The following is a 21,707-nucleotide window of genomic DNA, read 5'->3' as shown; positions in this document are numbered from 1 at the left end:
GCTAGCGCAAGTACAAACGCAGGGTCGCTTGGCGAGAGGTGGGGTGATTCGATCGCTCGGTTTGCGCGAGGTCGATCGTTAGCCCCAGGCTCTCGGTGAGGGAAGTCGAAACCCTCAGGCCCATGCGAAATGACTCGGGGATTTGACCGTCCCGCAAGCGGTAGGTGCCGAAAAGATTGGTCTCGAACCCGTTAAACCACTGCTGGTCGTAGGTGGCCGAAAGCGTCCAGCGGGGATCGTCGAGGGGCGTGTTCTCACCCAAAGTCAAGAATCTGGCATCCCGGTAGGCCGCACTCAGTTGTAAAGAACTCTCGGAAATGGGCAGGCTCGGACGGTACTGCAGTTCGGCAGCTACCCCTGGGTCCGCTACTGCTGCTTGACTCGCGGCTATATCCCAGTCTAGCTCGCCTGCGGGGGTGGCCCAACTGGCCCCCGTCCCGATAACCTGTTGCAGCGTTGTGGCTTGAACGTATGCCTCTGCCGCCAGAGTATCGCTGGCATTCCAGCGATTTGAGAGGGAGAGAACCAGCCGATCTTCAACCTTGGCAGGCTTTTCCCGGGCTGGAATGGGCCACAATACTCCGATCGCGTAGGCATACTCGCCGATGGGGGCAGTTGACTCGCTCAATGGGTCCGACGAGTCTGCCAAATTTGACGGGACTGCTAAATCCGAGCGATCGGGCGAATCGGCAGAAGAGGCGATCGCATCTGGAATTTTCAGAGTTTGTAGTGGCTTGCCGTCTGCTGCAATTTCGAGTTGGGAGGTTGACGGGTGGTTGGAAGTACCAGAGGTAGCCCGCAAGCCCAGCAGTGCAAGTCGACTTTGATAGCCAGTGTCGGATACGGAAAATTCGCCGACCGTATAAGTGACCGATCGCTCGACATCAGTGCGGACGAGCTGCAAACTATTGCGCTGCCAGGGGGATTTGTTCCCTGCCTGTAGCGATCCGCCCGCTACCAGGTGCCACCCTGTCGCCAAACGAAGATTACCGGTCAGAGACAGCCCATTGGGCAAGCGATCGAGTCTCGCGCCTCGATCGCTTGCCGAGACCCGCAGCGGACTAGAGCTCTCCAGGCGGGCGGCAATCGAACCATCGGCGATCGCAATCGACGACTCTGCAGGCGGTCGATCTTCCGCCTGAATGTGGAGTTCTAAAAATTCCTGACTGAAGGCAACCTCCATTCCCTGTTGTTGCAGATCGCTCGGGGTCAAAATGCCGTCGCGCGCCTGCGCTGCTTGCGAGAGGCGGACTGAGACACCCGATGGCAAGTCACTGTCCAGCAGGGCCAGCAACGGCGCGACAGGAAACTTCACCTGCGGCGGCGAGCCTGCCTGCAGCACAATGGGGAGCGTTTCCTGCTGAACTCCATTGACAAAAACCCGGACAGTTGTCGAGGATAGCGGCGCTGCCAACTCGAGAGGCAGGGGTCGGGCCTGCGCAATCGCGGCTAGCTCTCCGAGCCCTACGCTGCAGGCGATCGCCCCCAGACTCGACCCTATCAATCTCTGTATTGTTTTTTGTTGCTGCTGTCGAGAGAACGCAACCACAACCTTGCTCCGAGATTCCATTCGCAACACACCCGCTGGCGATCGCGTCTCTACATGCCAGGATATCCGGCTTCGCAATTAGCGACGAGAGGGCACTCTTTGGGGCCCTGTCTTACCGTCTTCTCATAACCTTACCCGTATCCTCGCGATCCAGTGCTAAGGGAACGGGCAAAGGTTCGCACTCGCACCACTATATGGGCGATCGTAAGGGGCAAATACCGGCAACTGAATTGTCCTGAGAATTGGGAATTAACGATTTTAAAAACATAGATTGTAGGACCACCCGCGAACGGGTCGCGATCGTGGCTGATTGCCTACAAGGGCTACTGCGTCAAGCCACGACAGCAATTATTTCCGAGGGGCCAAAATCATAATCATGTTGCGGCCTTCTTTTTTCGGCCGCTGCTGCACTTCGCCCAGCTCTTCGAGATCGTCAGCCAACCGCCTTAATAATTGATGGGCCAAATCGGTGTGTTGAATCTCGCGACCTTTGAAAATCACTGTTGCCTTGACTTTATCGCCATGCTTGAGAAACTTCTGAGCATTGCGCAGGCGAACATTGTAATCGTGCTCTTCAATCTTGTATCGCATCTTCACCTCTTTAACATCCGAGGTGTGTTGCTTCTTCTTCGCTTCGCGGGCCTTCTTTTCCTGCTCGAACTTGAACTTGCCATAGTCCATAATCCTGCAGACGGGCGGATCGGCTTTGTCGCTGACCAGCACCAGATCGAATTCCTTATCCTGCGCAATTTGCAGAGCCTCATCGGGGCTCATGATACCTAGCTGGGTACCGTCACCGTCAATGACTCGAATTTTTGGAAAGCGGATGCGCTCGTTAATATTGGGAAGGTCTCGTCTGGGACGACGGGGGCTCGGATGTCTGGCCAAGTGCGTTAGCAATCCTTTACGCGACAATAACTCTAAGATCGAGCTGCTAACCCCGATGGGATACGGCGCTAACCCAGAGTAGATCGATAGCTTAACCTAATGGCGAAACATCGATCGAAAAATTTGCTCGATCTTAGCAAAAACCACTAATTGTAGTCGATAGTGTACCCATATCTACCAAACGGCCAGCACAGCTAGCACAGTACTCAGTGTAGGCTAGCTTCAGAGGGGCGAGCCCGCATCGGTCGAGTCCTGCCATCGCTGCTGTAAAATCTGTTCTGCGATCGCCAAATCCCAGGGGGTGGTCAGCTTGAGGTTAGTCTCTTCCCCCATCACTAACTGGACCGCAAGACCCACTTTTTCAAACAAAGAGGCATCGTCCGTGACGGCCCATCCCAGAGCGCGGGCCTGCGCGTGCGCTTTTGCCAGCGGTGCTAGAGCAAATGCCTGTGGCGTCTGGGCCGCCCACAGTTGACTGCGATCGGGCGTAGAGGCGATCGTATATCCCGCCAGCAATTGGGAGGATGTCTGGGACGGCACCACTTGTTTGATGGTGTCTTTGACGGGAGTAGCGGCGATCGCCCCTGCGGCCACCTCTAACGCAGCCGAACAGCGATCGAACAGCCCGGGTGTGGCCAGACAGCGCGCCCCATCGTGAATGGAGACGCGATCGACCCCCCCTAATTCCAGCAATCGTTCCAAGCCGCGAAACACAGATTCTTGGCGAGTTTTACCCCCCTCAATCAACTCGACTGGAGTGTCTAGCTGCTCCGATTGGCAGATCTGTTCGAATTGGGCAAAGTCTTTGGGCTGGCCCAAAACACCGATCCATTCGATCGTTTTGGCCGCGTTTGCGGCTCTTAAGGTCCAAGCCAGAATGGCGCGATCGAACAGGGGAAGGAGCAGTTTATTACAGTCTGCTCCCATGCGGCGACCGCTACCGGCGGCAGGGATGAGCAAGTGCATGGGCAGGCAATATCTAGTGAAGGGATGGAGCCATCTCGGCGACAGGTGCCATCACTGAGATATCCTACGCGATCGCGGCATGCGGACGAAATGGGGCGATCGCCTCGCCCTAGCGATTGCCAGATGCCATCGCGATCGCCTCGGGCAACTGCCGCAGCCGCCACATGTTCCAAATCCCAAATACCGGCCCGAGTGCCAAGATCCAAAACGCCCATTCCCAACCCCAAGCCTCCACCAACGGCGGAATCATCCGAATCGTAAACAGAGTCAGCAGAAACCCCAAACTGGTTTGCACGGTCAGTGCCGTCCCCACATAACGAGGATCGCCGAGTTCCGTAATGGCCGTACTGAACTGGGCGCTATCTGCCACCACGGCAAATCCCCACAAGAGGCACACCAGTGTCAGCAGTAAGGGTGCATGAAAGCAAAACCCCACCAATAGCGCACAACTGCCAGAGGCTGCCAAACTCGCTAAAGTTACGCTGGTGCGTCCCCAGCGATCGGCCAAAACCCCGGCAACGACACTGCCGACCCCACCGATCGCCACAATCCCAAACCCAGCTAAACGCGCTCCAGCTTCGCTCCAGCCCGCCTGTTGATAGCTGGTCAGTAACAACAGCGGCGTCCAAGCCCACATGGCATACAGCTCCCACATATGGCCCAAATAGCCGAAATTAGCTAGCCGGGTGCCTCGCTCGGCAAACACAGCTCCCGCATATCGCCAGTTGAGTTTGGGTGCTGCGGTCAGAAAGGGGCCGGTTTTAACCCCGATTGCGGCGATCGCTGCAGCGATCGTGGCGGCACCGGAAGCCGCCAGCAGCACCGGTCGCCAGGGAGGGATACTTCCCGCAGCAAATAGAGAGGGAATCGCATTGAGTAAATGGGGTAATGCCGAACCGACTGTGATAGCACCCACCAATAACCCCACCCCCAAGCCTCGGTCGGCTTTGCACCAAGTGGCAACCAGTTTCATGCCGGGGGGATAGATACCTGCCAAGGTGACTCCGGTGCAGAAGCGCATGAGGAGGGCAGGCTCGGGATGGTAGACAAACAGTGCAATGCAGGCGTTGAATGCGGCTCCGGCAAGGGCGTTGAGTGCGAAGAAGTAGGGAATGGGAAAGCGATCGGCCAGGTTGAAAACGGCACTAATCAGTGCCCCAATCACAAATCCAATTTGGACGCTCATGGTCATCCACGACTGCTGACCGCCAGACAACTGCCATGCTTGGGTGAGTTGCGGCACAACGGCCGAAGCGGAAAACCACAAGGCCATCGCCAGCAATTCTGCGACAGACAAGAGCAACAGGTTCCGCCACTTCTGATAGTTTATGCGCGTCACGGGCGGAGACAGAGATGGATCCTGCCGGTATTGAAAGCAATAGAACGAAGCCAAAAAGCTCTCACAAGTCCCCCACTGGTGGGGGATTTAGAGGGCCGAGGGCAAGATATAACGGTCAATTCAGCCATTGCACCCCTATCGTCTAGGTCTCGCGCAAAGTAGTCCGTCGAACAACCTGCAGGTACTTAAGCATACAAGGCCGACCCGTGATGTTTAATATGATCTTCGATGAAGCTGGCAATGAAATAATATCCGTGCTCGTAGCCCTGACGATAGCGAAGCTCTAGAGGAACGTTGGCTGTTTTGCAGGCCCGCTCGAACACATCCGGCAGTAGCTGATTTTGCTCTAGGAAGGGATCTGCGCTGCCCTGGTCGATGAGAATGGATTGACTCCAATTCGAGGTTTTGACCAATTCACTGGCATCGTAGGCCAGCCACCGCTCGCGATCGCCTCCCAAATAAGCGGAAAACGCCTTCTGTCCCCAAGGACACTGCATCGGAGCTGCGATCGGAGCCAACGCCGAGATAGAACGATAGCGATCGGGGTTTTTCAGGGCACAAATCAGCGCACCGTGTCCCCCCATCGAATGGCCAAAAATACTTTGGCGCTCGGGTTGGATGGGAAAGTGTTCGGCAATCAACTGGGGTAGCTCTTCAGTCACATAGCTATACATGCGGTAGTGATTGCACCAAGGCTCTTCGGTGGCATCCAGATAAAATCCTGCCCCGCTACCTAAATCCCAGTCATCGTCCTCGCCGGCAATGCCTGTATCGCGAGGGCTGGTATCGGGCACCACGATCGCGATCCTCAACTCTGCCGCATACCGCTGTGCCCCTGCCTTCACCATAAAGTTCTCTTCCGTACAAGTCAGGCCGGATAGAAAGTACAAGACAGGCACGCGATCGCCTTCCACCTGCGGCGGCAGATAGACCGAAAACTGCATCGGACTGCTACAGGCGATTGAATGGTGGCGATAGAAGGCTACTGTGCCGCCGAAGCAGCGGCTGCTACTGAGTCTCTCGGGAACTGCAAGCATGGCAATACGGCATGGAAACGGCCCGATTGCTAGAATACAGAGCTGTGTTGCGCCAGCTATAAATATTTATGGATTGCAATAATTGGCTGCTCGAGCGGGTTATCGCCAGTGACCAGTCCCGCTCGATCGCTGGCAGTCGGGAGAGGCGATCGTTTAGTTGACCGTCAGGCCCCTCGAACGATCTGGCCCAAGCGTTTGAGGTGTCCCTCGCTCCGCTTGCGAAGCGTTTCCGGTGGATTTTCCGCGACTAGATCTCCCGCCAACTTTGGCCAAATGGCAGCAATGCTAGGGGGACCATCTTGAGATGTTGTAGGGCGAAAGGAATGCCGATGATGGTGACAGCAGTGGCGATCGCCGCCGTCAGGTGGGTGATGGCAAGGGACAGGCCAAAGGTGAGCAGCCAAATGACATTGAGGACGAGCCGCAGACACCCTCCCAGCCCCTCGGTGGGTTCCTCCACCAGCTCTTTGCCAAAGGGCAGCAGAGCAAACGAGCCCAGTTTGATAATCTGCAAGCCAAATGGAATGCCAATAATCGTCAAGCACAGTAGCAATCCTCCCAGCCAGTACTGCAGCGCCAACAGCAGGCCCCCAAAGACAATCCACAAGATGTTTAAGATTAAGCGCAGCACATTGTCCTCCAGCGGTGGCGATCGGCCCCAATAACCTCTCAAAGCTACCCTCAGGCAATAGAGAACGCCGCCCATCCCGATACTGCAACCCTACCTGCGCCAGTTCAACCTCGAGCATTGCTCTAGCCGATACCCCCTCACTGTTGGAGGCAATGGGGCTGTTGGCGTGAGCTTGAGGGAAATGGGAGAGTGGCGATCGCAATCATCGCTCCTCGCGGTGCTCCTCTCAAGCCGATGCTATGGTTTTATCATCACCCTCAATGTTGCGCTGGACAGGCTGGACCGATGGAATCGCTGACAGTTCGGGAAGCTGGAGATAACTTGTCTCGATTGGTCGATCTCGTGGCCGAGCAGCACAAACCGATCGCAATCTTGGGGCAACAGCACGAGGCAATTTTGATTGCGAAGCAAGACTGGGATGCAATTCAGGAGACGCTTTATTTGAGTAGCATTCCTGGCATGATTGAATCGATTAAAAAAGCAGCTGCGGAGCCGGTTGAGGAATGCGTCCCATTGGACGATCTCGATTGGTGATGTGGGAGGTCGTGCTCTCCAAGCAGGCTGCGAAGGATGCGAAGAAGATTGCGGCGGCTAGTCTCAAGCATAAGGTTTTGAAATTGCTAGAGGCTTTGCAAGAGAATCCCTACAGCCCCCCTTACGAGAAGTTAGCTGGCGATTTGAGGGGATATTATTCGCGCAGAATCAATCGCCAGCATCGGCTGGTGTACGAGGTCTCGGACGAGCAAAAAGTGGTTAAAGTCTTGCGGATGTGGAGCCACTACGAGTGAAGGTGAGGCGATCGAGGCTGTTACTCCCCGCGCCCGGGATTGGGAGAGAGGTCGGAGGTGAGGGCCGTCGCTGAGACACAATAAACCGCGTCTAGCGTCAAAACCGTCGCTTCGAAGGGATGTCTAAAAAGCTTGCAGGCCAAGGTCTATAAACTTTCCAGGTTCTCCCCCGAAAAACTTTCGGTCTCAATGCAGACGCGGTTAGGTGTCTAGCCTAAAAAAGCGGCGAAATCATCTCGCATCAGACAATGACATTGGCTGAGGAGAGCTCCAATACCGAGACATCTGCCAAAAAGGCCACCGTTCTAAACACATCTCGATCGCCAATATCCCCCCGGCGATCGATCTGCACTGCAGTGCCGGTACCCCGCTGAACCAGCCGGACGTAGTCTTCGAAAGGATTCGAGCTATCGCCATAGGGTTCTGACGCGAAGATCTGACTGAAGTCGATCGCATCCTGAGTTACTTCGAAGTCAGTAATGCGATCGCGCCGAGCCGAGAATGCCTCGTAAACAAATACGTCACTGCCAGCACCACCGCTGAGGAGATCGCGTCCGCGACCGCCAACAATGATGTCATCGCCAGCACCGCCGACAATCGTATCCCGGCCTCCCAGACCGGAAATGAGATCGTTCTCGGCAGTCCCCTCCAGCACATCGTGGCTATTGATACCCACTAGCTCGTTGACGTGATTGGCAAAGCTAAACTGAGCCACAATCGGATCGTGATCGCTCGGTTGCGTGTTGGGGAATTCAGCATTGACGTGAACGATGTCCACCTCGGCGATCGCCGACAAGCCACCCGTGGCGAGGATGTTATCCAGGGCTTGAGAATTCCCCTCAAACACAAACGTGTACTGCTCCTCCGCCGGCAATGTGGAGAGGAGGCTATCGAGTACGCCACCCGAGAGAGTACTGGTCTGAAAGCTCTCGAAGGGGAAGCCATTGAAATCCCCCAATACCGCCACATTGGCATTGGGATCTGCCGCCAAAATCCCGTCGACAAAATCATTCAACGCCTGAGCCTGAGCTTCCCGCCGCGCTTCGCCGCCGATGCTGGGGGGCTGCACCTGACCGAATAGCGGATCGCTGCCGCCGCGAGAGGTGAAGTGGTTGGAGACCAGCGTGACATCGTTGCCATTGAAGCTAAAGGTGGCCGCCAGCGGTAAGCGGCTGCCGAAAAAGGGATTGTCGGGATTGGTTTGCTGGTCGAGCGGATCGACGGCAGTTTGGACAGACCCCGGCACCAGGCTGACTCGATTGGGGTTGTACAAAAAGGCGGTGCGGATGTTGCCGCCGGGTTCGCCGCCGTTGGTGTCGTCGCCAATGAAGGGATTGTCGATGAATTCGTAGGTGACGCCGCTGATGCGGGCGATCGCATCCACCAACTCCTGCAGGGTTTGGTCGGCAGAGGTGACTGAACTGCCACTGGCGTTGCCCGGACCGTCGTTATCCTGAACCTCCTGCAGACCGATAATATCGGGGGAGTTGAGATTGTTGACAATCTGAGCGGCGATCGCGTCGAAGCGAGTGCCGTCGCCGGGATCGAGGTTTTCGACGTTGTAGCTGGCGATGGTGAGTTGGTCCGCGCCGCCCACCAGAGTCGTGGTTTCCGGAGTCAGCGTCACCGGAGTCGCCGTGGGGGTTTCGGTCGCCAGCAACTCGAAACTGCCGAAGCTGTAGCTGAGAATGCCCTCCACCGGACCGAGTAAGTCACCGGGGTCCACCAGCGGCGAGGAGCCTGCCAGCAATGAATCGTCAATCTGGAGACGCTCGGGATTGAAGTCGCCTGCAGAAATGGTCAGGCCGCCGCGAGAGTTAATGCCGGTGGCTCCGACATTGTCGGGCAGCAGGATAATTTCGCCGAAGACATTGGTGGCCGTCAGCGCCGTCCCCCCCTGAATGGCAACGCGCACCCCCTCCAAGCTTTCGTAGAAGTCGATGCCATCTTCGAGGGGATCGAAGCTGGTGAGACCGTCGTTATCGATAATCTCGGTTGGGGCTGTGCGATCGACCCCCAGCACCACCGCATCGGGCAACAAATTCCCCGACGACAGCACCGTCAAAGTCGGGCTGACCAACTGGGTCACACTCAAATCGCTGCCGGAACCGCTGAACTCGGTCACGATCGCTTCCACTTCCACTTCATCCCCCACAGCCACCGTCGGCGTGGTGCCCCCAGTGAAGACAAAAATGCCGTCGGCGGTAGCGATGTTGCCGTCCCCCAAAGCATCCTGCAAATAAAAGCCCCGCACCGAGCCGGAACTGTCAATCCCCGTCACAATGCCGCTGGTGAGAACCGACTGGCTGACAAAGGGGGAAATGTGGTCCGCCCCCTGAATGTCGAAGATCCCGAGTTCGGCCGACGGTGGCGGTTCCGCAAAGGTCTGGCCCTCATTGATGCTGCCAAAGCTATCGGCGCTGGGGGGCGAAAATAAGAAGTCATCGGCACTCAAGCCAATGCCGGTCAGTTGCACCGAGAAGCCAGCTGGGGTGGTGCCCGATTCGGCGACGCCGATATCGGTGCTGGCGAGGCCGTCGGCGGGACCGCCCACGGCAGTGAAACTGCCTTCGTAGCTGAGAAACTGCAGCACGTTATTGTTGTTGTCCACCAGTGCAATGCCGTCGGGCGAGCCATTCTGAATGCCGCTATTGCTAAACGCGAGGGTGCCGAAGCCGCCTTGCTGGTCTGGGATGACGCCGCTGAGGGCAATAGTGTCGTAGGGAGCGCCGTCATTGCCGTTGTAGAGCACGAGGCTGAAACCGGAGAGGTCGGTCCCGGCAGTGCCTGCCACTTCAATCGCTTCGCCGACATCAGCCCCAGTGTTGTCGTAGTGAATTTCGTTAATAAACACATTGGCGATCGCCGTGCTGCCAAAGGATTGGCCGCTGTTGACAGTGCCGAAGTTATCGTCTGCAGGAGCCACAAAGACAAAATCAGCAGCAGCAGTGCCCGTACCGGTGCGCTGGACTGAGAAGCCTACTGGCGTACTGCTCGTTTCGGCCACGCCAATATCGGTGCTAGTCAAGCCATCGGCAGGACCGCCCACAGCGGTGAAGCTCCCTTCGTAGCTGAGAAACTCTACGACAGTGCCACTGTTATCCACCAGTGCAATGCCGTCGGGCGAGCCATTCTGAATGCCACTATTGCTAAATGCGAGGGTGCCAAACCCGCTGTCTTGGTCTGGGATGATGCCGCCGAGGGCGATGGTGTCGTAGGGAGCACCCCCATTGCCGTTGTAGAGCACGAGGCTCCAACCGGCGAGATCGATTCCGGCTAAGCCGGCGATCTCGATCGCCTCTCCCACATCAGCGCCGCTATTGTCGTAATGAATTTCGTTGATAAAAACAGTTGACATATGTTTTCACACATATTGAGGGCAGTGGCCCGTAAGGATTCAGAGCAACTACGCAGTATTGATTGCAACTGGCTTGCACCCGTTGTCCCGCTTGACCGCAGCAACCATATAGCGGGCGGCTTATCCACAACAAGTGCCAGGAATACATTGGTTCCGTAATAATGGCAGGCGATCGTCAGTCTCAAGCGATGTCCATTGATTGAGAGATCCCGCACCAGCTCGCGGACCTACGTGCGGCGCTGTCAGCTTGACGAGAGAATGAGGAACTCGCCCAGAACCGTTAGTTGGCTGGCCAGAGGGCGGCAAGAGCAGGAGTGAGGGGAGTGAGGGTGGTGCCGGGATAGTAGAAGGCCAGAATGTCAGTGGCGCGGTATCCCTGGCGGGCTAAGTGGTACGAGCCGTACTGGCTCATCCCTACCCCGTGACCGAGGCCGCCACCGCTGAAGTTATATCCGCGCAAAACCCCACCTGAAGCGATCGGGTCAACCGTAAACAGCAAGCTATAGGTCGCTCGCAAACCCAGTAAAATCGCATCTTTTCGGAGTGTGACGGGAATGATGTTGCTGTCCGCTTGGCGCAGATTCACCTTTAATGCCTGCACGCGACCGCTCGGCGATCGCTCCAAAATTTCGAGGCTGGCAATGGATTGGTAGGGGGGAAAGGGCAGACTGAGATATTTTTGATTTTCCTGCAAATTGTGGGTCAGTTTGGGCAGGGGTTGCGGAATTTCCCAGCGGAAGTAATTGGAGATACCTGTTTCGTTAAAGCCCGAGCGCAGGCTGAGAAATCGGCGGAAATGATCGTCGCGGGTGAGGTCGAGATCGACCACCTGTTGTCCGAGTAATAAGGTATCGGGGATTGGTTGCAGGTAGGGGCGGGGGTCGCCATCCCAAATGTGGTTGAAAGCAGCCGTGATGCCTCCCGTTGTAGAGGAGTAGACTGCATCTGCCAATTGCCCGTCGAAGGTGAGCACTAATCCTGCAGTTGAGGCGATCGCCCGATCGGCACTAGGAATTGTACCGCTCAGCCCTCGATAGACCTGGCATTGAGTGTCAGCACACAACTCGTAGTTGTCGGGGGTGAAACGGTGTCGATTTTGGAGGGCGTAGGTACGGGCCAAAATGGCTTGAGCTTTGATGGCTTCGAATGGCGCACCGGGGCCGATCTCGTGGGGAACGACGCCGCGCAGGTAAGTTTCGAGCGGGACGGTGTTGACTAGGGTGTAGGTGTCGAAAGTGTTGGGCTGGAGGGTGAGGGTGCCGGCGTAGGTTTTGCCGTTGACGGTGAGGGGAGAGCCATTGCTGGAGCGGATCTGCAGTTCGCGATCGGTAAAGGTTTCTCCCAGAATGGTCCAACTGAGCTCGGGGTTGGTGGAGATGAGTTGCCGTTCGAGGCGAACGCCAGGGCGGTTCTGCGCTCGAGCTCGCTCCAAAATTTCTAAGCGTGCGGTAAGCGTGTATTCCTCTGGATGCGCCCACACCTGCCATTCATCCGGTTGGACCACGAGCGTGCGCACACCTCTGGCCTCCCATTCCTCGGCACTGGCCGCAGCACTTTCGAAACTGCGGTGGCTACTGAGGATGAGTCGACTGTCCTCAAACGGGCGATCGAGCAAGCGGTTGTGGATGCCAATGGCGATCGCTGGGACGTTCCGCACGATCTCTTCACCGCTGGCATCGTCGTATTCCATCACCAAGTGTGCGCCGCCGCTAGTGGAGATGTTGAGGCGATCGGTCGAACTTTCCCCAAATCGCTGCACGATGCCGATTTCTAAGTCTGGGTTGGCAGGAGCTGCACCAGTGCTACCGCCCCAAATTGCTGTACCGACAAACCCCATTCCGACGCCTGCGGCTACCAGCCAGCCGCGAGTTTTCATCGCCATGTTTTCACCCAAAGCTCATGCTCTCCATCATGCCAAGTTTTTCGGGGGCGGAACAGACCTCGATGTCTGAAGTGATGAGATGTTGAGATGAGCAAGGGTTTCTTTGCTTCGATCCATATGCCCCAGCCACATGACGGTCTACAGAATTTTGCAGGCTTAGATTGTGTGGGCAAGAATATTTCAACCCAGCACCTTCAAAAATAGTGCCTTCTATCGTTTCATTGCGGTGGAATATTCGCTTCGTGCAGGATGCCGTCTGTCCCCCTCTCGCATCCACTCAAAAGCAACTTTATTTAATAGCAAACCAATGACAAACAAAAATACCATCAATAGAATTTGATACCACTCAATTGGGCGAACCTGCAAATCGGCAATGACATGTAAAAAGTTCATGACCGAATAGGCAACAGTTACGGTGAAATGGGCTCTGCGGTATTGAATAGAGCCCCAAAAGACAGTTCCTATAATTGCAATTAAGGGAAGTAGAAAGAACCCCAGCATCAGCCACAAAATGAGCGACATCTTTACCGAGCCCGTATCGTGCAGGTGTGCGTGGGCGACATCGATACCGTGAAACAGCGGCATTAAGCCCAGTTGGGTATGAAACAAGAGTCCGAGTAAGAAGGCTGTCCACAGGGCAGTAATTTGCTGGCGGCGATCGACGGGTGCTGCTGACTCTAGCACGATCGTAATCTCCCTTACAGTTATATTATTTAGTCGACAAAAACCTCATTGCCAATCTGGTGATTGTTCTATTTAGATTCTGAAAGATCGATGCTGAGAATTCCAGCAACATTACCGTACCGAAACAATCCGAGATACTTCGCAGGCGAACTCGAATGACAGTCGCCTTTCAGTCTCAGCATCACTGAAAGTTAAATCTCAATAATTCTTAATCTGGCTGTAGATCCCATTTCAAACTCACTACTGTGCGACCATCCGCTAAATGCTGGCGCTCCCACTGACCATTCGGTAATTGCTCGGCAATAGTGTTCATCGCCTTGGTACCGTAACCCCCTTTTTTGGCTGGCACCAGCTCGACGCCATCGTTCGTCACCTGTAGCAAACAACGATTGCCCTCCCGAACCAACTCGATGTGCATGTAAGTCGCCGATCCTCTAGGGGGATGAACGTGGTGCATGACATTGGCGATCGCCTCTCGGGCAAACCGAAAGATGTCTTCGCGGGCGTCGAACCAATCGCTGGTGTGGGGCTCTTGCAGGGGAGGCAAGTTTTGCTTCACTTCAATCGTGAGGCAGCCTTCATCCATCAGCTCGCCAATGTGATCGGCAATGCCGCGATGCAGTCCCTCTTTGAGATTGGCAGAAATTCCTACTTTGCTGGCCAGCATGCGAGCATCGTTGAGTTGGCTGCGAATGCCTGCCCCGATGTGCTCTAGTTGGTCGAGCAAGCCATCCACTTTGAGGTTGGGGTCCTGCCACTGCAAGAGTTCCAACTCGTCCATGGCCAGCTTGAGTTCTTGCAACTCGCGATCGTGAATGTCGGTGGCTACCCGATACAGCAACTTGCGGGCTTGGTGGATGGCGGCTTCTTGTTCTGCCTGTCGCAGAATCTCCAACTCCCGCTGCTGAGCCTGCAGGCGATCGCGATTGTGCAACAACACCACCGTCAAAATTGTGCAAATGGCAGTGGCTGTGCCGACCAAAACCGGCAGCGCCAGCGGCCACAGCCACTGACCCCACCAGAGAGCCGCAATGCCAGCGCTGGAATAGCCCGCGATCGCAGTGGTCACAACGGCTATTCGCAAAACCAGCGATCGCCTTCTAAGCTGCTGACCCAAGCTGGTGGATTTCAGGTTGATGCCCGCCGTCAGCAGCAGCCCCGTCCCCACTCCGGCGATCGCCACCACCCCCATCGCCACGGCAGAGTCCACTTCCCGATAGACCTGTTGTTGCAGCAAGCTGGAGAGCACCTGGGCCTGCAACTCCACCGCCGCCAGTTGGCTGCCATCCGCCGCCCGCACCGATGCCACTTCTGGACTCCCCCCCACAAACCCTACCAACACAATCTTGTCCCGCAGCGAGGCGATCGCCCCCGACTCGGGGGGAGCTAGGCAAGAGTCAATCGGTTGGGGCGGGCAGATCGCCTCAATTGGCACAATTGGAATCTGTCCTGACGGTCCCCACGGTTTATAAAACAGTTGGGTGTTGGAGTCGGGAATGAGGCTGCGGCGATGGGGAAAGGCTTTGGCGATCGCCAGAGCTTCCACCGCCCAAAAGGGCTGAAGCCGCTGGCTGTCTCGCCGCACCATTTCCTCTCGGACCTGAATTTGGCGCACAATCCCCAGACTGTCGCTGCGAAACTGCATGAACCCCTGCATCCATTCGGGGGGGACGATGTACTGCAGATCGCGAAAGGAAAAGGGCATAAAGTGGTTGAAAATCGGAATTTCAATCTGGCTAAAACTTTCACTCGTCCGGGTGGCTAGCAGGAGGCGATCGGGATGTTGTTCGACCACTCGACGCAGCGGCGCATCGAGATCGGCATCGCCTAGGGTTTGGGGCACCACAAAGCTTCCCGGCAAGTTGAGCACCACCGTCCGCGCTCCCCCCTCCTTCAGCAAGCGCACCGTCAGGGCCGCATAATTCGATCGCTCTAACGAAAAATCTGGGGCATTTCCTGCCTCGCGACCCTCAATCCGCCCGTCAATCCCCACTATTGCCACAGTTTCGGGAGGGGCTTGGGGGCCGCGCCAGCGCCATACCTGACGCTGTAGGGCTCGCTCCGCTTGCAAGACAATTGGGGTATTGGCCAGTAGGTTGAGGGCGATCGTCCAGCCCAACCCCCAAGCTAGCCCCCACATCCACTGGCGGGAACTGCGCGAAGTGCTTGGGGACGTTGAAGCGTTTGGCGACAATTGCGGCATCGTCCGATGAGAGAGTTTCTAGTCTAAGCGATCGCCATTCTCGGCTGGCAAGAGCAATCTCTGCCAGTCTTGCCTGCGCAGAGACGTAGAAACTCAATCCGAACACAGCCCCTTAAGGCAGGTCGGTACTGCCCATGAGGTAGCGATCGCATTCGCGAGCAGCCCCCCGCCCTTCATCAAACGCCCAAACCACCAGACTTTGCCCCCTGCGACAGTCGCCCGCCGCAAACACACCCGGAATGCTCGTGGCATATTGCCCGTAGTCCGCTTTAACATTGCTGCGGCCATCTCGTTCCAGTTCGAGGGCGTCAATCAGCGGTTGCTCGGGGCCTAAAAAGCCCATCGCCAGCAGCACCAACTGTGCGGGCATCACCTGCTCGGTGCCGGGAACATGCTGGGGTACAAAGCGCCCCGCATCATCCTCGGCCCACTCAATCTGCACGGTATGGACCGCTTTGACCTGACCGTTGCTATCCCCCTCAAATTTCATCGCCGTGTTGAGATAAACCCGAGGATCGTTCCCAAACTTGGCCACCGCCTCCTCTTGACCGTAATCGAGGCGATAGACCTTGGGATACTCGGGCCAGGGGTTATCGGCAGCCCGTTCTTGCGGCGGACGGGGCATAATTTCCAGTTGCACTAGGCTGGTGCAACCGTGGCGAATGGATGTGCCGACGCAATCTGTCCCGGTGTCGCCGCCGCCAATAATGACGACATCCTTCCCTGCGGCAGAAATAAACTCGTTATTCCTACTGCCAGCCAAAATGGCCTTTGTATTCGCCGTCAGAAAATCCATCGCAAAGTGGACGCCCTTTAACTCTCGGCCTGCCACCGGCAAATCGCGCGGCTTGCCTGCCCCAATGCAGAGCACCACGGCATCAAACTCCTGCAGGAGCCGATCCGCAGGCAGATCCTGACCCACCGCAGTATTGCAGATAAATTTCACCCCTTCCTGTTCCAGCAAATCGATCCGGCGCGAGACCACCTTTTGCTTATCCAGCTTCATGTTGGGAATGCCATACATCAGCAACCCCCCCGGGCGATCCTCCCGCTCGAACACCGTGACCCAATGACCGGCTTTGTTGAGTTGGGCAGCCGCACACAGACCGGCAGGACCGGAACCCACAATGGCAACTTTTTTGCCGGTGCGCTCGGCAGGCGGTTCCGCAACGATCCAGCCTTCTTGCCAGCCCCTTTCGGCGATGGAATATTCGATGTTCTTAATCGTGACCGGCGGATCGTGGATGCCGAGCACGCAGGAGCCTTCGCAGGGGGCGGGACAGACGCGGCCCGTGAATTCGGGAAAGTTATTGGTCTTGTGCAGGCGATCGAGGGCTTCTTTCCAGAGACCGCGATAGACCAAATCGTTCCATTCGGGGATCAGGTTATTAATTGGGCAGCCGCTCGCCATTCGGTTAATGACGGTGCCGTTATGGCAAAAGGGCGTGCCGCAGTCCATACAGCGCGCCGCTTGCGTGCGGAGGTTGTCCTCTGGCATCGGCAGGTGGAATTCGTCCCAGTTGCGAATGCGCTCGATCGCCGACTGTTCGGGGGGCAGTTCCCGCAGATATTCGATAAAGCCGGTTGGTTTTCCCATGGTGGTGTCTTGGGGGATTAATGGTGGGGATGGAAATAGAGAGAGTGGGCGATCGCCCTAACTGCCGCTAATACGGGCGACATCGCGGGAGTTTTGCTCGAAGGCTGCTGCTAACGCATCGTCGTTGCTCATGCCTTCTGCCAGCGATTTCTTGATGTTCTGAATCACGCGCTTGTAATCTCTGGGCATGACTTTGACGAACTTCGGCACCATCTCGGTCCAGCGATCGCCCACCCGCTGGGCTTGCTTGCTGCCAGTAACGTCAGCATGTTTCTGGATCGTCTGGCGCAGATCCTCAATCTCTTCGGGCTCTTCGAGCACTTCCAGATCCACCATCTCAGTATTGCAGCGGCTGGCGAAGTCCTCCCGCTCGTCTAGAACATAAGCCACACCGCCGCTCATGCCTGCTGCGAAGTTCCGGCCGGTGGGTCCGAGCACGACCACCTGACCGCCGGTCATGTATTCGCAAGCATGATCGCCGACGGATTCGACCACGGCGCGGACGCCCGAATTGCGAACGCAGAAGCGCTCGCCCGCGACACCGTAGATATAAGCTTCGCCGCTGGTGGCACCATAGAAAGCGACGTTACCAATGATGATGTTTTCTTCGGGAGTGAAGCTGGATTCCTTCGGAGGATAGACAACAATCTTGCCGCCACTCAGCCCCTTGCCGAGGTAATCGTTCGCGTCTCCTTCCAGTTCCAAGGTGACGCCCTTGGGCACAAACGCCCCAAAGCTTTGTCCGGCGCTGCCCTGAAAGTGCAGGTGAACGGTGTCGTCGGGCAATCCGTCCCAGTGGCGCTTGACAATCTCGTTGCCGAGGATGGTGCCGACGACGCGATGAATGTTGGCGATTGGGAGTGTGGCTTTGACCTTTTCGCCACGCTCGATCGCAGGCTTGCACAGATCGAGCAGCAGGGTCATATCGAGGGATTTTTCCAAGCCGTGATCCTGCGGGATCTGGCAGTAGCGTCCGATTTCGGGACCCACCTGTGGTTGGTAGAGGATCTTGGAGAAGTCCAGTCCCTCGGCCTTCCAATGGTCGATCGCCTTGTGCGCTTCCAGCACATCCGCCCGACCCACCATCTCATTGAAGGTGCGGAAGCCCAACTGGGCCATAATCTCCCGCACTTCCTGGGCGATGAAATTCATAAAGTGGACCGTGTAGGCGGGATCGCCAATGAAGTTGGCCCGCAGTCGCGGATCTTGGGTGGCAATGCCTGCCGGACAAGTGTTTTTCTGGCACACGCGCATCATGATGCAGCCGAGGGTGACCAGCGGTGCGGTGGAGAAGCCAAATTCTTCGGCCCCGAGCAACGCGGCGATCGCCACATCGCGCCCCGTCTTCATCTGGCCGTCCACCTCGACGGTAATGCGGCTGCGCAGGTTGTTGAGCACCAAGGTTTGGTGGGTTTCGGCCAGACCCAGCTCCCAAGGCAGCCCTGCATGTTTGATGGAGGTCTGCGGCGATGCCCCCGTGCCGCCATCGAAGCCGGAGATCAGCACGACATCGGCATGGGCTTTGGCGACGCCTGCGGCGATCGTGCCCACCCCCACTGCCGACACCAGCTTGACGTTGATGCGAGCCTCGCGGTTGGCGTTCTTTAAATCGTGGATGAGCTCGGCCAGATCCTCGATCGAGTAAATATCGTGGTGGGGGGGCGGAGAAATCAGACCCACGCCGGGGGTGGAGTGACGCACCTTGGCAATCCAGGGATAGACCTTGCGACCGGGGAGCTGACCTCCTTCCCCGGGTTTGGCCCCCTGCGCCATCTTGATTTGCAGTTCTTTTGCCTGCGAGAGATACAGACTAGTCACCCCGAAGCGCCCGGAGGCCACCTGTTTGATGGCGCTGTTTTTAGAATCGCCCTGCTCGTTGGTCCAGGTATAGCGCTCGGGATCTTCCCCCCCTTCGCCCGTGTTGGACTTGCCGCCGATGCGGTTCATGGCGATCGCCAGCGACTCGTGGGCCTCTTTCGAGATCGAGCCGTAACTCATGGCCCCCGTCTTGAAGCGTTTGGTAATGGCTTCAACCGGTTCCACTTCCTCAAGCGGGATTGGCGTTCGAGCTTTGAATTCCAGCAGGCCGCGCAGGGTGAAGTGTCCCTGACTGCGATCGTTCACGAGCGCAGAATATTTCTTAAATAGAGCGTAGTCCCCCGCCCGCACTGCCTGCTGCAGGGCGTGGATGGTTTCCGGGCTGAATAGGTGCCGTTCGCCGTCCTTACGCCATTGATACTCGCCCCCGACATCGAGGGTTTGAGTGTTGACGTCGCGATCGGGGAAGGCGTGGCGGTGCCGCAAAATCGCCTCGCGGGCGATCGCCTCTATCCCCACTCCTTCAATCCGAGAAGCTGTCCAGGTGAAATACTTATCGATGAAGGCTTGGTTCAGGCCAATGGCTTCAAAGATCTGCGCGCCGCGATAGCTCTGGATGGTGGAGATGCCAATCTTCGAGGCAATTTTAATCACCCCTTTGGTTACGGCTTTAACGTAGTTCTGACAAGCCTTGTCGGGGTCGATATCGACTAGCAAGCCCTGATGAATCATGTCCTCTAACGTCTCGAAGGCCAGATAGGGATTGATGGCTCCGCAGCCGTAGCCCAGCAAGAGGGCAAAATGATGTACCTCTCGCGGTTCGCCCGATTCCAGCACGATCCCCACCCGCGTTCTCGTCCCAGCTCGAATCAAGTGGTGGTGCAAGCCAGAGACTGCCAGCAGTGCCGGGATCGGCGCATTGTCTCGGTCTGTGCCTCGGTCGGACAGGATGACGATGCTGATACCGTCGGCGATCGCCCGATCGGCCCGGGCGCAAATCTCGTCCATGGCGGCTTCCAGTCCTGCCGCCCCCTGCTGGGGATCGAACAAGATAGGCAGCGTTACCGACCGAAATGCGCCTTGGGAAACGTACTTCAGCTTGGCCAGTTCCGCGTTACTCAGCACCGGAGTCTTCAGATTGATGAGATGGCAGCTCTCCGGTACGGGCTCCAGCAAATTTCGTTCGGCTCCGATGGTGGTTTGGGCCGATGTGACGATCGCCTCTCGAATCGGATCGATCGGCGGATTGGTCACTTGCGCGAACAGTTGCTGGAAGTATTCGTAGAGCAGCTTGGGGCGATCGGAGAGCACCGCCAGCGGTGTATCCGAGCCCATGGAGCCGATCGCCTCCACCCCGTTCGCCGCCATCGGCGTCAGCAACATGCGCAGTTCTTCAAACGTATAGCCAAAGGCCATCTGGCGCTGCAGCACGGTGTCGGGGTCTGATGCCTCAGGCTCGGGGGCGGCGGCCAGATCCTCTAAATTCACCAAGAAGCGATCGAGCCATTCGCGATAGGGCTGCTCGCTGGCAATTTGATGCTTGAGTTCTGCGTCCTCAACAATGCGACCCGCTTTCATATCCACCAGAAACATCCGCCCCGGTTCCAAGCGACCCTTCAACGCCACCCGTTCGGGGGCGATCGGCAACACCCCTGCCTCGGAGGCCATAATCACGAGATCGTCTTTGGTGACGTAATAGCGGGAAGGGCGCAAGCCATTGCGATCGAGCACCGCCCCGATCGACTTGCCATCGGTAAACGCAACCGAGGCGGGACCGTCCCACGGTTCCATCAGACAGGAATGATATTGGTAGAAGGCTTTTTTCTCGTCGCTCATGGACTCGTGCTGAGACCAAGGCTCGGGGATCGTCATCATCACCGCTTGAGGTAGCGATCGCCCTGCCAGCACGAGTAATTCCAAGGTGTTGTCGTAAATGCCCGAATCGCTGCCGTGGATGTTGAAGATGGGCTGAGCTTTGGCGAGGTCGTCCCCCAGCAAGCCTGACTCAAACATGGACTGGCGGGCGTGCATCCAGTTGGTATTGCCGCGCAGAGTGTTAAATTCGCCGTTGTGGGCGATATAGCGGTAGGGATGGGCGCGTTCCCAACTGGGGAAGGTGTTGGTACTGAAGCGGGAGTGGACCAGCGCGAGGGCGCTCTCCATATCGGGATCGTGCAAGTCGGGATAGTACTCCCTCACCTGCAAGGGCATGAGCATCCCTTTGTAGACAATCGTGCGGCAGGAGATGCTGGAGGGATACCAGTAGGGATCGAGATCTGTGGCGCGGATGGCAGTGTGAGTGCGCTTGCGAATGATGTAAAGCTTGCGCTCGAAGGCTAACTCGTCGGCAATCGCTTCCCCTCGCTGAACGAACACCTGCTGCATAAAGGGTTCGCTAGCTTTCGCCGTGTTGCCCAGCGTCGAGTTGTCTGTCGGTACGTCCCGCCAGCCCAGTACCTGCTGACCTTCCTCGGCCGCAATCTGTTCGAAGGCCCGCCGACCCCGCTCTCGCTCGTCGGCATCGGGGGAGGCATAAATGATTCCGACCCCATACTGGCCGGGTTGCGGCAGGTCAATCTGCTCTGCTGCTGCAACCTTCTGCATAAACTTGTGGGGCAACTGCAGCAAGATTCCGGCCCCGTCGCCACTGTTGATTTCGGCTCCGCAAGCACCGCGATGCTCTAAGTTGCACAGAATTGTCAGAGCCTGTTCGACAATGTCGTGAGATTGCTGCCCTTTCATTTGCACGACAAAACCAACACCACAGGCGTCGCGCTCGAATTTCGGGTCGTAGAGACCCTGCTTCGGAGGCAGTTGATGGCTATTCATGGCAATGGCAGCTAATAACGTCTGATAGGGAGTTGGAAGTGATAGGGAGCTGGGAAAAAGTCGTGACAAGTCGGTTCGGATCGACTTCTCAAACGCTGACCGGGAGAGCTCATTGTATTTGAATCTTCTTCGAGGTCG

The 21,707-nt window shown here is 56.9% G+C and carries 14 protein-coding genes; 2 read left to right on the top strand and 12 right to left on the bottom strand.

Going from position 1 to position 21,707, the window contains the following annotated elements:
- Window position 1: 1 nt before the first annotated feature.
- From SYN7336_RS11360 to SYN7336_RS11335, 6 genes are all read right to left on the bottom strand, one after another.
- Window positions 2–1,549: a hypothetical protein gene (locus SYN7336_RS11360; protein ID WP_156820125.1), complete on the bottom strand. Its 1,548-nt coding sequence runs from the start codon at window positions 1,547–1,549 to the stop codon at window positions 2–4.
- 348 nt (window positions 1,550–1,897) lie between these two features.
- A complete protein-coding gene (infC, locus tag SYN7336_RS11355; RefSeq protein ID WP_026100923.1) occupies window positions 1,898–2,437 on the bottom strand; it encodes a translation initiation factor IF-3 in 540 nt (179 codons plus the stop codon).
- A 222-nt stretch (window positions 2,438–2,659) separates the two neighbouring features.
- Window positions 2,660–3,403, bottom strand: a complete 744-nt coding sequence (ispD, locus tag SYN7336_RS11350) for a 2-C-methyl-D-erythritol 4-phosphate cytidylyltransferase (protein WP_017326061.1) — start codon at window positions 3,401–3,403, stop codon at window positions 2,660–2,662.
- A gap of 109 nt (window positions 3,404–3,512) precedes the next feature.
- Window positions 3,513–4,742, bottom strand: coding sequence for an MFS transporter (locus tag SYN7336_RS11345; protein WP_017326060.1), 1,230 nt, complete (start codon window positions 4,740–4,742; stop codon window positions 3,513–3,515).
- A gap of 185 nt (window positions 4,743–4,927) precedes the next feature.
- Window positions 4,928–5,779: an S-formylglutathione hydrolase gene (gene fghA, locus SYN7336_RS11340; protein WP_026100922.1), complete on the bottom strand. Its 852-nt coding sequence runs from the start codon at window positions 5,777–5,779 to the stop codon at window positions 4,928–4,930.
- Between the two features lie 247 nt (window positions 5,780–6,026).
- Window positions 6,027–6,452 carry a YccF domain-containing protein gene (locus SYN7336_RS11335; RefSeq protein WP_227498645.1) on the bottom strand — a complete coding sequence of 142 codons (426 nt, stop codon included), beginning with the start codon at window positions 6,450–6,452 and terminating at the stop codon, window positions 6,027–6,029.
- Between the two features lie 243 nt (window positions 6,453–6,695).
- Here SYN7336_RS11335 and SYN7336_RS11330 point away from each other — a divergent pair, with 243 nt between their 5' ends.
- Entirely contained in the window at window positions 6,696–6,944 is a 249-nt protein-coding gene (locus SYN7336_RS11330; protein ID WP_026100920.1) for a type II toxin-antitoxin system Phd/YefM family antitoxin, read from the top strand.
- The gene (locus tag SYN7336_RS11325) at window positions 6,914–7,198 is read left to right on the top strand and encodes a Txe/YoeB family addiction module toxin (protein WP_227498644.1); all 285 of its coding nucleotides are present in this window, start codon (window positions 6,914–6,916) and stop codon (window positions 7,196–7,198) included. Before SYN7336_RS11330 ends, SYN7336_RS11325 begins: the two co-directional genes overlap by 31 nt.
- Before the next feature lie 241 nt (window positions 7,199–7,439).
- On the opposite strand, the gene SYN7336_RS11320 is transcribed toward SYN7336_RS11325, so the two are convergent.
- The 6 genes from SYN7336_RS11320 to gltB all read right to left on the bottom strand — a co-directional run bounded on the left by SYN7336_RS11320 (window position 7,440) and on the right by gltB (window position 21,569).
- On the bottom strand, window positions 7,440–10,556 hold the full coding sequence (locus tag SYN7336_RS11320) for an endonuclease/exonuclease/phosphatase family protein (RefSeq protein ID WP_017326055.1): 3,117 nt from the start codon (window positions 10,554–10,556) through the stop codon (window positions 7,440–7,442).
- Between the two features lie 280 nt (window positions 10,557–10,836).
- On the bottom strand, window positions 10,837–12,438 hold the full coding sequence (locus tag SYN7336_RS11315; RefSeq protein ID WP_017326054.1) for a SpoIID/LytB domain-containing protein: 1,602 nt from the start codon (window positions 12,436–12,438) through the stop codon (window positions 10,837–10,839).
- Between the two features lie 210 nt (window positions 12,439–12,648).
- Window positions 12,649–13,122, bottom strand: a complete 474-nt coding sequence (locus SYN7336_RS11310; protein ID WP_017326053.1) for a hypothetical protein — start codon at window positions 13,120–13,122, stop codon at window positions 12,649–12,651.
- A 208-nt stretch (window positions 13,123–13,330) separates the two neighbouring features.
- Complete coding sequence (locus SYN7336_RS11305) at window positions 13,331–15,325, bottom strand: CHASE2 domain-containing protein (protein WP_026100918.1); 1,995 nt, start codon at window positions 15,323–15,325, stop codon at window positions 13,331–13,333.
- A gap of 112 nt (window positions 15,326–15,437) precedes the next feature.
- Complete coding sequence (gene gltD, locus SYN7336_RS11300; protein WP_017326051.1) at window positions 15,438–16,922, bottom strand: glutamate synthase small subunit; 1,485 nt, start codon at window positions 16,920–16,922, stop codon at window positions 15,438–15,440.
- Window positions 16,923–16,979: 57 nt separating this feature from the next.
- Window positions 16,980–21,569: a glutamate synthase large subunit gene (gltB, locus tag SYN7336_RS11295; RefSeq protein WP_017326050.1), complete on the bottom strand. Its 4,590-nt coding sequence runs from the start codon at window positions 21,567–21,569 to the stop codon at window positions 16,980–16,982.
- Between the last annotated feature and the right edge of the window lie 138 nt (window positions 21,570–21,707).

The organism is Synechococcus sp. PCC 7336, from assembly GCF_000332275.1.
Lineage (GTDB): Bacteria > Cyanobacteriota > Cyanobacteriia > Thermostichales > PCC-7336 > PCC-7336.
This window is presented reverse-complemented; position numbering and strand designations above follow the sequence as displayed.